Origin of the sequence: Duodenibacillus massiliensis, from assembly GCF_900128485.1 — a bacterium.
Lineage (GTDB): Bacteria > Pseudomonadota > Gammaproteobacteria > Burkholderiales > Burkholderiaceae_F > Duodenibacillus > Duodenibacillus massiliensis.
This window is the reverse complement of sequence record NZ_LT635859.1, coordinates 370674-383799: the sequence shown is the minus strand read 5'-3', so window position 1 is coordinate 383799 and position 13126 is coordinate 370674. Positions and strand designations below refer to the sequence as shown.

General features: G+C 56.3%; 12 protein-coding genes. 9 read left to right on the top strand and 3 right to left on the bottom strand.

The genetic code is table 11. The features are described from left to right. Positions 1–58 precede the first annotated feature (58 nt). The 4 genes from rpsA (at position 59) to truA (ending at position 5119) form a co-directional block, all read left to right on the top strand. Positions 59–1744: a 30S ribosomal protein S1 gene (gene rpsA / locus BQ7486_RS04730; protein WP_074009130.1), complete on the top strand. Its 1686-nt coding sequence runs from the start codon at positions 59–61 to the stop codon at positions 1742–1744. 14 nt (positions 1745–1758) lie between these two features. Then, positions 1759–2070, top strand: coding sequence for an integration host factor subunit beta (locus BQ7486_RS04725; RefSeq protein WP_022374052.1), 312 nt, complete (start codon positions 1759–1761; stop codon positions 2068–2070). 395 nt (positions 2071–2465) lie between these two features. Beyond that, positions 2466–4304 carry a type IV pilus assembly protein FimV gene (locus BQ7486_RS04720; RefSeq protein ID WP_074009129.1) on the top strand — a complete coding sequence of 613 codons (1839 nt, stop codon included), beginning with the start codon at positions 2466–2468 and terminating at the stop codon, positions 4302–4304. 5 nt (positions 4305–4309) lie between these two features. Then, on the top strand, positions 4310–5119 hold the full coding sequence (gene truA / locus BQ7486_RS04715) for a tRNA pseudouridine(38-40) synthase TruA (protein WP_074009128.1): 810 nt from the start codon (positions 4310–4312) through the stop codon (positions 5117–5119). Here truA and BQ7486_RS04710 read toward each other — a convergent pair. Continuing rightward, entirely contained in the window at positions 5116–5874 is a 759-nt protein-coding gene (locus BQ7486_RS04710) for a Smr/MutS family protein (RefSeq protein WP_084765672.1), read from the bottom strand. The genes truA and BQ7486_RS04710 overlap by 4 nt on opposite strands. 24 nt (positions 5875–5898) lie before the next feature. Next, positions 5899–6852: a thioredoxin-disulfide reductase gene (trxB, locus tag BQ7486_RS04705; RefSeq protein WP_074009127.1), complete on the bottom strand. Its 954-nt coding sequence runs from the start codon at positions 6850–6852 to the stop codon at positions 5899–5901. Positions 6853–7420: 568 nt separating this feature from the next. Between trxB and BQ7486_RS04700 the strand changes: the two genes are divergently transcribed. The 5 genes from BQ7486_RS04700 (at position 7421) to glf (ending at position 12324) form a co-directional block, all read left to right on the top strand. Beyond that, on the top strand, positions 7421–8404 hold the full coding sequence (locus BQ7486_RS04700) for an ABC transporter substrate-binding protein (RefSeq protein ID WP_074009126.1): 984 nt from the start codon (positions 7421–7423) through the stop codon (positions 8402–8404). A 70-nt stretch (positions 8405–8474) separates the two neighbouring features. After that, positions 8475–9356, top strand: a complete 882-nt coding sequence (locus tag BQ7486_RS04695) for an ABC transporter permease (protein WP_074009125.1) — start codon at positions 8475–8477, stop codon at positions 9354–9356. 19 nt (positions 9357–9375) lie between these two features. Next, positions 9376–10173: an ABC transporter ATP-binding protein gene (locus BQ7486_RS04690; protein ID WP_022373333.1), complete on the top strand. Its 798-nt coding sequence runs from the start codon at positions 9376–9378 to the stop codon at positions 10171–10173. 31 nt (positions 10174–10204) lie between these two features. Continuing rightward, positions 10205–11197, top strand: coding sequence for a glycosyltransferase family 2 protein (locus BQ7486_RS04685; RefSeq protein ID WP_143183049.1), 993 nt, complete (start codon positions 10205–10207; stop codon positions 11195–11197). A gap of 23 nt (positions 11198–11220) precedes the next feature. Then, positions 11221–12324: a UDP-galactopyranose mutase gene (glf, locus tag BQ7486_RS04680; protein WP_074009123.1), complete on the top strand. Its 1104-nt coding sequence runs from the start codon at positions 11221–11223 to the stop codon at positions 12322–12324. Here the strand turns inward: glf and BQ7486_RS04675 are convergent. Then, complete coding sequence (locus tag BQ7486_RS04675) at positions 12313–12990, bottom strand: VTT domain-containing protein (RefSeq protein WP_074009257.1); 678 nt, start codon at positions 12988–12990, stop codon at positions 12313–12315. The genes glf and BQ7486_RS04675 overlap by 12 nt on opposite strands. Positions 12991–13126: the final 136 nt, after the last annotated feature.

The window sequence follows — 13126 nt, the reverse complement described above, 5'->3', positions numbered from 1 at the left end:
CCCATCGGTCTGACATTTCAGACTCCCGGACGGGCGAGATCATTAACGATTTAACTACATGTCCAACAATACCAATACCGAATCTTTTGCCCAGCTCTTTGAAGAGAGCCTTGCCAAGCAGGAAATGCGCCAGGGCGAAGTCATCACCGCTGAAGTTGTCCGCGTTGACTACAACTACGTTGTCGTGAACGCCGGCCTTAAGTCTGAAGCTTATGTGCCCATCGAAGAATTCAAGGATGACCGCGGTGAAGTGACCGTGCAGCCCGGCGACTTCGTTTCCGTGGCAATTGAATCGGTTGAAAACGGCTACGGCGATACGATCCTCTCCCGCGACAAGGCTAAGCGCCTTGCGGCCTGGATGAACCTCGAAAAGGCTCTGGAATCCGGCGAACTCGTCACCGGCACCATCACCGGGAAGGTGAAGGGCGGCCTCACCGTCATGACCAACGGCATCCGCGCGTTCCTGCCGGGCTCCTTGGTCGATACGCGTCCTGTGAAGGATACGACCCCGTACGAAGGCAAGACCCTCGAATTCAAGGTCATCAAGCTTGACCGTAAGCGCAACAACGTTGTTGTCTCCCGCCGCGCCGTTGTGGAAGCGAGCATGGGCGAAGAACGCGCCAAGCTCCTTGAAACGCTCGCCGAAGGCGCCGTTGTCAAGGGTATCGTCAAGAACATCACCGACTACGGTGCGTTCGTTGATTTGGGCGGCATCGACGGCCTTCTGCACATCACCGACCTCGCCTGGCGCCGCGTGCGTCACCCGAGCGAAGTCGTTCAGGTCGGCCAGGAAATCGAAGCCAAGGTTCTTAAGTTCGACAAGGAAAAGAACCGTGTTTCTCTGGGCCTCAAGCAGTTGGGCGAAGATCCGTGGATCGGCATTGCCCGCCGCTATCCGCAGGGCACCCGTCTCTTCGGCAAGGTCACCAACATCACCGACTACGGTGCTTTCGTTGAAATCGAAAGCGGCATCGAAGGCCTGGTGCACGTCTCCGAAATGGACTGGACCAACAAGAACGTCGATCCGAAGAAGGTTGTGCAGTTGGGTGACGAAGTCGAAGTCATGGTTCTTGACATCGACGAAGAACGCCGCCGTATTTCTCTCGGCATGAAGCAGTGCAAGGCCAACCCCTGGCAGGAATTCAACCAGAGCCACAAGAAGGGCGACAAGGTGAAGGGCCAGATCAAGTCCATCACCGACTTCGGTGTGTTCATCGGACTGCCCGGTGGCATTGACGGCCTCGTGCACCTCTCTGACCTCTCCTGGAACGAACCGGGCGAAGAAGCCGTCCGTAAGTACAAGAAGGGCGACGAAGTCGAAGCCATGGTTCTCGCAATCGACACCGACCGCGAACGCATCAGCCTCGGCATCAAGCAGCTGGGCGGTGATCCGTTCTCTTCCTTTGCCGGCACCCATGAAAAGGGTACGCTCGTCAAAGGCACGGTGAAGGCCGTTGATGCTAAGGGCGCCACGATCGACCTCGGTGACGACACCGAAGGGTATCTGCGTGCTTCCGAAATCTCGAGCGAACGCGTGGAAGACGCCACGACGCAGCTCAAGGTCGGTGACACGGTTGAAGCCCTCATCATCAGCGTTGACCGTAAGAACCGCTCCATCCAGCTCTCCATCAAGGCTAAGGATGCCGCGCAGACCCGCGAAGTGCTTGACCGCGTCAACAGCGACGCTTCCGCCGGTACCACCAACCTTGGTGCTCTGCTCAAGGCTAAGCTTGAACAGAAGTAATCAGGGTGGTGTCTATGCGGGCTCTTACCAAGTCTGAACTGATCGACAAGGTCTTTGCCCGCCACGGCAGCCTCACCAACCGCGAGGCCGACGAGGCGGTCAACGAGATCCTCAAAACGATCATCAGCGCGATGAGCCACGGCGTTCGCGTCGAAGTCCGCGGTTTCGGCAGCTTCAGTCTGAAGCACCGTGCAGCGCGCACGGGCCGCAACCCCCGGACGGGGGCCACCGTCGAAGTCCCGGCCAAATTTGTTCCGCACTTCCGTGCAGGCAAAGAAATCCGTGACGCGATGAACGGCAGAGCAGGTGTGACTCCTCTGAAGTAACACCTGACACAGTTGGCGAATACTGCGCTCATTCGCACAAAACGGCTTTCGAAGATTCCCTTCGGGGAAAAACTTCGGGAGCCGTTTTCTTTTGCGTCTGTTGTCTGAAATTCTTGTATGGAAGAATCTTTGGGCTGAAACCGCCTGAAATTCTTTTATAAAAGAATTTCGCGCAGAAAAGCGGACGAAATTCTTCTGTGGAAGAAACTTTTTGCCGAACAATGTAAGGCGGCACTGTGTGCGGAGTTTTTCAGCAAAAACGAAGGAGAGGAAAACGAAACGACAGCGGCGGACAGCTCTTGAAAAAATATGCCTTCAGCCGTGTCGGCAGTGCATAATACGCAAATTGGGCAGTAACCCTTTGAACTTTGGTTTCCACAGCAGGATTGATTGATATGCGATTGACGGCTGCAGCAGCACTTCTGGCGGCGATCGGTTTTTCGGCTCAGGCCGCAGACCTCGGCACGCTTTCCGTGACTTCCCGTTTAAATGAGCCCCTGTCGGCGCGGCTTACCGTCAACAATGTCGATCCCAAGGTCGAGCCCCTGGTGGTTCGTCTTGCGCCCGAAGCAACTTATGACCGCATCGGCAAGAAGCCGCTTGCGGCCGACACGGGCCTGGAACTGACGCTTGAAAGTAAGTCCCCTTGGGTTGTCCGCATTAAAAGCGAAAAGCCCGTGACCTCACGGGACTTCCCGCTCATTGTGGAACTTAACGACGGCGGCAAACTCTCCGCCAAGTACTACCGCATCCGCCTGGAACCGGCAGTTGCGCCGGCTCCGGCCGCAGCGCCCATGGCGACAGCTCAGGCGCAGACAAAGCAGGCTGCTCCCTCGGCAGGGAAACTCCCGTCAACGGCCGCCATGCCCTCGGTTGAAACGAAGAAGGCAGAACCTGCCGCAAAACCCGCACCCGCTAAGCGCGAAACGGTGAAGGCAAAGCCTCAAGTGAAACCCGCTTCCGCGAAGACCACAACCAATAAGCCGCAGTACACGCTCGCCGATCCCATTATCGTGAAGCCCGGCATGACGATGTGGTCGATTGCCAACCTCTTGGTGCCGCGCTATGAGGGGGCGCGTACCGAAGAAGTGCTGGTGGCTTTGATCCGCCGCAACCCTGCTGCCTTTAAAAACGGCCGTATCAGCGGGCTTAAACCCGGTGCCCGCTTAAAGGAGCCCACACAGGCGCAGGTCGATGCCGTCGGCACCGACGTTGCCTGGTGCCTTGTGCATGTGACGCCTAATGCGGATATGCGTAAGGCCCCCTCGGCACGAAACTTGAACCGTGCGCATCAGCGCATGAAGCAAGCCCGCATTGCCTGGACGCCGAAGAAACCGGCGGCTGAGGTTCAAAAGCCCGCTGTCAAACCCGCTGAGCCCATGAAGCCCGCGGCGCCTGAAGCAAAGCCTGAAACGGCGGCTCCGGCCGCAGCTGCTGCGGCTGCCGCTGCGACAGCGGCAGCAACGACTGAAGCTCTGACGCCCGCAGCAGCACCTGAAGAAACAAAACCGGCTCAAACGCAGGCAACCAAGACCGAACCCGCGGCCGACACGCAGCCTGTAATGACGGCGCAACCCGCGGTTGAAGAAAAGACCGAGGAAGAAGGGAGCAGCGCCTGGCTCTGGGGCCTCTTGATTATTCTCATCGCTGCTGCCGCAGGCGGCTGGTTTGTCTGGCGCCGCAAGAAGGAAAAGGAAGAGTTTGAACGCACCGAGCGCACCATCCGCTTTCTGAGGCCGGAACCGGCCACGCCGCAGCAGGTGCGGAACATGGATGAGTTGCTCACGAAGCGCATGGAAGCTGACGCTGCGGCAAAGCGCGGCTTTGACGCAGCGCCCGCCGCAACAGCGACCGCAACCGCTGCCGCAGCGGCAACGGTGACGGCTTCTGAGACGAAGGCACCTGAAACTGCGGCTCCGCAGCCTGCTGCCGAAGTTAGGCCCGAAGTGAAGGCTCAGGCGCCTGAAGAAGAGCCCCGTCCCTTTACGCTCACGAGCACGTCTTCGGGGATGCAGATTCAGCCGCCCGAGGCTTTTTCCGCGGAAACCCCGGTAACGGCAGAGGACGGTCACAGCCCCGAAGCGATGGCCGTGAAGCTCGCCGCTGCCCAGCAAAAGATTGATGCGGGGTTCCCGGACGATGCCGAGAAACTTCTGCGTGAAGTAAAGCTCTTCGGCACGGACGAGCAGAGAGCCGCCGCAGAGCGCCTTCTTGACGCCGTGCGCCGCGTTTAAGCCGGATGCAGGAACGCTTTCCCTACGCGCCGGAGGCGGCTTTCCGCACGGCGCTCGGTATTGAATACACGGGCACGCACTATAACGGCTGGCAGACGCAGCCTGACGGCCGTACGGTGCAGGACGTGCTGGAACGCGCCATAAAGCGGTTTCTCACGAAGCCCGCAGGCACCATCTGCGCGGGCCGCACGGACGCCGGCGTGCATGCCACGGGCCAGGTGGTGCACGTTGATACGGACTGTGAGCGTTCGGTCACTTCCTGGGAGAGGGCACTTAACACCTTTTTGCCCGACGATATCGCGGTCCGCTGGGCTGTGCCCGTAAACGACCGTTTTCATGCGCGTTTTTCCGCGCGCAGCCGGACGTATCAGTACTGGATTCTGAACGACCGGATCCGCTCGGCCGTTAATTTCGGGCGCACGGGCTGGGTGTGGCGGCCGTGTGATGAAGAGAGGATGCGCGAGGCCGCGGCCTGCCTTATCGGGGAACACGACTTCTCAAGTTTCCGTGCAGCGGACTGTCAGGCGGCAACCCCGGTGCGCACGATGACGGCAATCAATATTGTGCGTCGAGGCCGTTATATCGGCATTGAACTCACCGCAAACGCCTTTTTGCAGCACATGGTGCGAAATATCGTGGGGTCGCTTATTTACGTGGGCGTGGGACGCGAGAAGCCTGAGTGGATGAAAGAAGTGCTTGAAGCGAAGGAAAGAGCCGCTGCAGCGCCCACTTTTGACGCTGCAGGGCTATATCTCGTGGGAGTGGGGTATCCGGATTTTCCGGAAATTCCGGTGAAGGGATATGACCCCTTTTAACCGTTTTGCCGGGCGTTACGTACGCTCGGGTGCGGCAGGGGCTTGAGGCGTACAATGGTCGCGCCCGCGCCGCCGTCTCTTTCATAGGGTTCGGCAAACGCAACGACGGCGTCAAACTGCTTGAGCCACCGGCGCACTTTTTCCTTGAGAATGGACTGACGGTCCGGGTTGCTGTTGCCCTTACCGTGGATGATGCGCACGCAGAGACGTTCGTTTGTCTGTGACTTGCGGATAAAGTCAATCACGGCTTCGCGGGCTTCTTCCACAAACATCCCGTGAAGGTCGAGTTGCCCCACAACGCACCAGCGGCCGCGTCTGAGGTCGCGCGGCACATCCGGCCCCACTTCAGGACGCCGGAAGGAAAGGCCGTCTTCGCTTTCGAGAAACTCGATCGAATCGGCTTCGTCGCTTAAGGATTCGGCAAGCACCGCTTTGTTGTCGGCAATTGTCTGCTGCGGCACCGGAGCGGGCTTTTTCTTTTCGTGCTGGGCGCGTTTGTCATTTCCGAGCGGCTCAACTCCCGCTTTTTTCATCGCGGCGGCAAAGCTGATGTCGGCGTCTTTACTCGCTGCGGAGAGCTTTACGCCCTGCGCGGCGCGCACGCCCGTACGGTTCATTTCCTTTAAAAAATCCAGTGTACCCTGGGCAATGCGTTGCTCTACTTTTTCCTGCCGAAGTTTTTCTTCAGCTCGTTCACGATGGCGGGCTTTGAGTTCCGCAGCCATCGGTTTTAAAGCGTCAAATGCATTTCCCATAGGTACACCTTCATTTTCAATGAATTACTTGCCGAGCGACTCCAGGTAGCGCTGCGCGTCAAGCGCGGCCTTGCAGCCCGAAGCGGCGCTGGTGACTGCCTGACGGTAGATCGGGTCAGCGCAGTCGCCAGCGGCAAAGACGCCCTTAATGTTAGTCGCAGTACGCGCTCTCGGATCGGTTTCGGTGACGATGTAGCCGTCCTGCATCGTGACCTGGCCGTCAAAGATCTTGGTGTTGGGGCTGTGGCCGATCGCGATAAAGACGCCGTCCACGGTAATCGTGTCAACCGTGTCGTTTTCGGTGTTGCGGATTGCAAGGGCGTTCACGGCATTGTCGTTACCGAGCACTTCCTTCACTTCGTAGGGGGTGTGCAGCACGATCTTGCCTTCGTTGACCGTATCCATCAGGCGGTCAACCATGATGGGTTCGGCGCGGAAGGTGTCACGGCGGTGCACGAGGTGCACGATCGAGGCAATCTGCGAGAGGTAGAGGGCTTCTTCAAGCGCGGCATTGCCGCCGCCCACGACCGCAACCGGCTTACCTTTGTAGAAAAAGCCGTCGCAGGTTGCGCAGGCCGAGACGCCGCGGCCGCGGTACTTGGTTTCGCTCTCAAGCCCCAGGTACTTCGCGGAAGCACCGGTCGCGATGATGAGGGCATCGCAGGTGTAGTTGTTGAGGTCACCTTCCAGGCGGATCGGCTTTTCGTTCAAATGCGTCGTGTGAATCGTGTCAAAGACGATCTTCGTCTGGAAACGTTCGGCGTGAGCCTGAAGGTTTGCCATCAGCTGCGGGCCTTCGATGCCGTTTTGGGCGCCGGGCCAGTTGTCAACTTCAGTGGTGGTCATGAGCTGACCGCCCTGTTCCATACCGGTGATGATGACGGGCTTCAAATTAGCGCGGGCTGCGTAAACTGCAGCGGTATAACCGGCAGGGCCGGAACCCAGGATGAGAACCGGGGCGTGAATCACATCAGACATTACAGTAACTCCAAATTTCAAAGGGGTGTCTGCACAAAAAGCGCTGCTTCAAGACCGAGAATTTGAAGCGGCTGCAGTCACCATGTGTTGCGGTGATTATACGAAAGGGCCCTTTCAAATAAAGGAAAATTCACACAGATCGTTGCAACTGACGTTCGGGTTTTATCGTCATCATAGGAAGGTGCTTGTCGGAGGCCTCGCTTTTTACGGACACGTGCCTTCCGTGGGAGGTTGATAAAATTGACTCCCTGAGAAAATTGAAAAACAACACGAAATCAATAATAATTGTCTTGATAAAGGAACTTCCGTGACTAAAAGTTTCCCAACGTGTGGAACTATAGCCGCTTAGGCAGGCGTCGCAGCAGAGCTGGCGGCCGGTGTAACTTTACGGGGACGCCCGCGCGGGCGTTTCGGTCCCACAAACTCCAACTTCTGCTTTCTCGGCCTGCCGGGCTTCTTATGCTCCCCATCTTTTTCCAAGATTTGGGCATAATGAGAAAATCAGGGGCTTTCAGCCCCTTTGTGCGGGGCAAGAGAACCGCTGCAACAATTTCTGAGGGAGAAACACATGCATTTCAAGCGCTGGCAGAAAGCGGCGGTTCTGGTGGCTGCCGCAGCGGCGGTTCTTTCCGGCTGCGGGGATAAAAAGACGCAGGAGGTGGCAAAACCCGCCGAACAGACGATCGGCATCGTGCAGCTTGTGGAGCATTCGGCACTGGATGACGCCAACCGCGGCATTGTCGACGCCCTAAAGGCGCGCGGCATCAAGCTTGCAATCGACCAGCAAAACGCGCAGGCTGATCAGTCGAACCTTAGAAACATCGCCCAGCGCTTCGTTTCGCACAACTACCCCCTGATTTTCGCGATTGCAACGCCTGCGGCTCAGACCGCCGCCAACGCCACCACAACGATTCCGATTGTGGCAACGGCGGTGACGGACTTTGCGGTTGCAAAGCTCGTCAAAGACAACGCCAAGCCCGGCACGAACGTGACGGGGTCCTCCGACATGAACCCGATTGCGGCGCAGATTGAACTTCTCACGCAGCTTGTGCCGGGCGCGAAGACCGTCGGCACGATCTACAACAGCTCGGAAATCAATTCGCAGTTTCAGGTGGAACTTGCGAAAAAAGAACTCGCAAAGAAGGGCATTGAACTCGTGGAAGCCACGGTTTCCAGCGTAAACGACGTGCAGCAGACCGCGCAAAGCCTTGTGGGTAAGGTGCAGGCGATTTATCTGCCCACTGATAACGTGATGGCCTCAGCGATGCCGACGCTCTACCGCATCACCAAGGAAGCCAAGATCCCCGTGATTCCGGGGGAAGCCGCGCTTCTTAAAAACGGCGCGCTTGCCACGGTCGGTATTGACTACTACACGATCGGAAAACTCGCAGGCAACATGGGCGCCGATATTCTGGAAGGGAAGGGCAAGCCCGAAACCATGCCGATTCAGTACCAGACGGAATTTACGGCTGTGGTAAACCCGACGGTCGCGAAGGAACTCGGCATCACCATTCCTGAAGCGATCGCAAAGACCGCCAAAACCGTTCAATAATTATTGACTCCGTCCCGTTTTCCGGCGTGCGGGAAGCGGGACTCTTTCTTTTTGAAGTGAAGCTAAAGCGATGCTTGACTTACTGATTCCGACCGTAGCGCAGGGGCTTTTGTGGGCCCTGATGGCCCTGGGTGTCTACATCACGTTTCGGGTGCTCGATATTGCCGACCTTTCGGTTGAAGGCACGTTTCCGCTGGGAGCAGCGGTAGCGTCCACCGTGCTCGCTTCAGGCTACGGCATAGGCACCGCCTTTATCTTCGCGGCGGTCGCAGGGGCCCTTGCGGGCGTCATTACGGCGCTTTTAACCACCAAACTCAAGATCCCGGCTCTCTTGGCCGGTATCCTCACGATGATCGGGCTTTACTCGATTAATCTGCATGTGATGGGGAAAGCCAACGTCTCGCTTCTTCGCGTTGACACGGTCTTTAGTTTCGTGAGGGACTGGGGGCTCACGGACGCTCAGGCCACTTTCATTGTGGGCCTTGTTGCCGTCATTCTGGTGGGCTGCGCCATCTACTGGTTCTTTGGTACGGAATTGGGCACAAGCATCCGCGCAACGGGCTTTAATCCCCAGATGGCCCGGGCGCAGGGGATTAACACCGACACCATGGTGATCCTGGGGCTTTTGATCAGCAACCTTCTCGTGGCGCTTTCAGGCGCGCTTGTTGCGCAGTCCAACGGTTTTGCCGACGTCGGTATGGGAACCGGCACGATTGTGATCGGGCTTGCTTCCGTCATTATCGGTGAGGTGCTCTTCGGCACCCGAAGCTTTAAAAACTGCCTCATTGCCGTGATTCTCGGCTCGATCGTCTACCGCCTTGTGATTGCCGTGGTGCTGCAGCTCGGGATGCCCCCGAACGACCTCAAGCTCTTTACCGCCGTACTGGTGGCCGTTGCGCTTTCCATGCCGATGTTAAAAGGCAAACTGAAACTGCGCCGCATCGTGAAGTAACTTCCGGGAAAAAAAGAAAATGCTCATCGTTAAAGACGTTCATAAAACATTTTTCCCGGGCAGCGTCAACGAGAAAAAGGCCCTGCAGGGCGTGGATCTGACGCTCAAAGACGGCGACTTTGTGACCGTGATCGGTTCCAACGGCGCCGGTAAGTCAACGCTTTTAAACGCTGTGGCAGGCGTCTTTCCGATTGACACGGGCCGCATTGAAATCAGCGGCACCGACGTTACGAAGATGCCGGAATACCAGCGGGCCCGCTTTATCGGCCGCGTTTTTCAGGATCCGATGAAGGGAACGGCCGCGGGCATGATGATTGAGGAAAACCTCGCGATGGCCGCGCGCCGAGGCAAGCGCCCGGGGCTGCGCTGGAGCTCTCAGGGCGAACAGACCGAGCGCTTTAAGGCGATGTTGAGAGAACTCGACCTGGGGCTTGAGGACCGGATGACCGCGCACGTGGGGTTGCTTTCGGGCGGCCAGCGTCAGGCGGTGACGCTTCTGATGGCTACGCTTGTGCGCCCCGAACTTTTACTGCTTGACGAACACACCGCCGCGCTTGACCCCAAGACTGCGGAAAAAGTGCTGCAGCTCACTGACCGCATCGTCCGTCAGCACAACCTCACCACCCTCATGATCACGCACAATATGCGTGACGCACTGCGCTTTGGAAATCGCCTCATCATGATGCATGCCGGGCGCGTGGTGGAAGATATTCCGGGGGATGTGAAAAAGACGCTCGCCGTGCCTGATCTTTTGGATCTCTTTGAGAAGCGGGCCGGTAAGGACGTGGCTGTCGGAGACGCGATGCTTTTGGGATAATGTGCCTGAAACCTTAAGTCCCGAGGAATGTATGTCTGAAAAAAGAGCAGACACCGTCAAGGTGTCGGTTTTGGTGCCGTGCTGCAACGTTTCGGTCTTTGTCCGGGAGTGTTTAGAAAGTATTGTCGGCCAGACACTCAAAGAGATTGAAATTATCTGTATTAACGACGGTTCAACTGACAATACGCTTGACATCATTCAGGAGTTTGCCGCGCGCGACAGCCGTATCCGTGTGCTTGATAAAAAGAATTCCGGGTATGGTGACTCCATGAATAAGGGCCTGGAAATGGCTCGCGGTGAGTACATCGGCATTGTGGAGTCGGATGACTTTGTTGAACCCGGGATGTTTGAAAAGCTCTACAGCGCAGCCAAGGCCAATGACCTCGATATCTGCCGGTCTCAATATTGGTCTTACAAGGACGGCGTTGACACACCTTGTGAAATCCGCAAGGTTCCTTTCAATACTGTGTTCACGCCTCTTCGCGAGACCGAGGTTATTTTTGCTCCGCCCGCAATTTGGACTTCAATTTACCGTCGTTCCATGCTGATCGAAAACGGTATTGCGTTTTTGCCTACGCCCGGAGCAAGTTTTCAGGATACGGGATTTGCATTCAAGACATTTGTCTGCTGCCGGCGTTTCATGCTTCTGCCGGACTTATTCCTGCATTACAGACAGCATGCCAATAATTCCGTTAAGTCGGATAAGAAGATTTCCTGCGTCGCGGACGAATGGGCCGAGATCATCCGCTTCTGCAGAGAAAGAGATGACTGGATTACCCTCAAAACACTCATTCCGCGGGTTTCGTTTTATGGTTACCGTTGGAATTTTGCGCGTTTAAGCCATGATGCTGCCATGCGGTTTTTCGAGCGCTGGCGCACGGATTGGCTGACATGGAACAAAGAAGTGAGTTTGGTGAGCGTCCTGCGGGGTTCCAAAAAACTTTACGCGTTGCTGCTGCTTTATTGTCCGGCTTTAGCGCGCTGGTATTTCACACGCAAATTTAAACAGAAAAACCAGAACTGAGATTTTTGCAGAGGACACATCGTATGTACGATTTTCTTGTTGTCGGAGCCGGCCTTTTCGGAGCTGTGTTTGCACATGAAGCCAAACGTGCTGCCGGAAAAAAGGTCAAAGTGATCGATGTCCGCAATCACCTAGCCGGGAACATTTACACCGAAGAGCAGCACGGCATCATGGTTCACAGGTACGGCGCTCATATTTTCCACACCAGTAACAAAGCCGTGTGGGATTACATCAATGCGTTCGGAGCCTTTAATAATTTCGTCAATTCTCCGGTGGCCAACTTTAAGGGTGAGCTCTTTAACCTGCCTTTTAACATGAACACGTTCTACCAAATGTGGGGTGTGAAAACACCGCAGGAGGCCCGCCGAAAGATTGAAGATCAAAAGGCTGAAGCCGGTAAAACGATCACAACGCCCCGCAATCTTGAAGAACAGGCCGTGAGTCTGGTGGGGCCGGACATCTACCGTAAACTCATCAAGGGGTATACCGAGAAGCAGTGGGGGCGTGAATGCACGGAGCTGCCTGCTTCCATCATCCGGCGTCTTCCGGTGCGGATGACCTTTGACAACAACTACTTTAACGATGCTTACCAGGGAATTCCGGTTGAGGGCTACACAAAGCTCGTGGAGAGAATGCTCGAAGGGATTGAGGTTGAACTGGGCATTGATTACCTGAAAGATCGGGAGGTGCTCAATGCTTCGGCCGAGCGAGTGCTTTTCACCGGGCCGATTGATGCATTTTTTGACTACGAGCTCGGCCATCTGGAGTACCGTAGTCTGCGCTTTGAGGATGAGTTGCTGGCAACGGATAATTATCAGGGCGTCGCGGTGATGAACTTCACAGACCGTGAAACACCTTACACGCGCATCATTGAGCACAAGCATTTTGTGCACGGTACGCAACCAGAGACCATTATCACTCGTGAATATCCGATGACCTGGACACCGGGCGCAGAGCCTTACTATCCAGTCAACGATGCACGTAATTCGGCGCTTTATCAGAAGTATCAGGCAAAAGCCGCAGAGCAGTCCAAGGTGCTTTTCGGCGGACGCATGGGACAGTACCGCTACTACGATATGGATAAGGCGATTGAGTCAGCTCTGAGTCTTGCTCAATCAGTGCTCTGATGCGTCTTTTTTCTGCTGAAAGATCTTTAGCGTATGCAGATACTTCCAGGCCAGGGCCACGATCACGGGCCCTGAAGCCGCGGAAATTACGCCCAGAAGCAGAATCATCGAAAGGTTGTTCTTCACAATCGGGATGTTGCCGAAGAGGTAACCCAAACCGATCAGACCCACGGCCCAGATGACGGCCCCCAAGCCCGAATAAAGTTCAAACCGACCCATGCTCATCTTGGCGGCACCGGCCACAAGCGGCGCAAAGGCACGCACGATCGGCACGAAACGCGCGAGAATAATCGTTTTGCCGCCGTGCTTTTCGTAGAAAACCTGCGTTTTCTGGAGTTTCTTCGCATCAATCCAGCGAATTGACCCGTCGTAGATGCGGTTACCGAGCCAGCGCCCGGTGTGAAAGCCGAGCGTATTGCCGAGGCACGCTCCGAGAATGACCGCAAGCATCAGCCCCCAGGGGCTCATGGTGCCTGCAGCCGCAACGGTTCCCGCCACAAAAAGCAGTGAATCCCCCGGCAGAAACGCCATCACCACAATGCCGGTTTCCAGAAAGAAAATGAGGAACATGGCGGCATAAACAAGCCAGCCGTATTCGGTGGCGAGCGTCACAAGAAAATGATCGGCGTTGGTGAAAAGCTCGGTAACGAGGGAGAGGAAATCCATTGCGCAGACAGGGCGTTTGTTTAATCGAATGCCCGTAATCATAGCGGTACAGCATGGAGCAGTGATATCGGCCGTTGGTCTGAACTGAGAAGAAGTGTTACACGATCAGCTGATATCGTTTTTCGATATCTAGCGG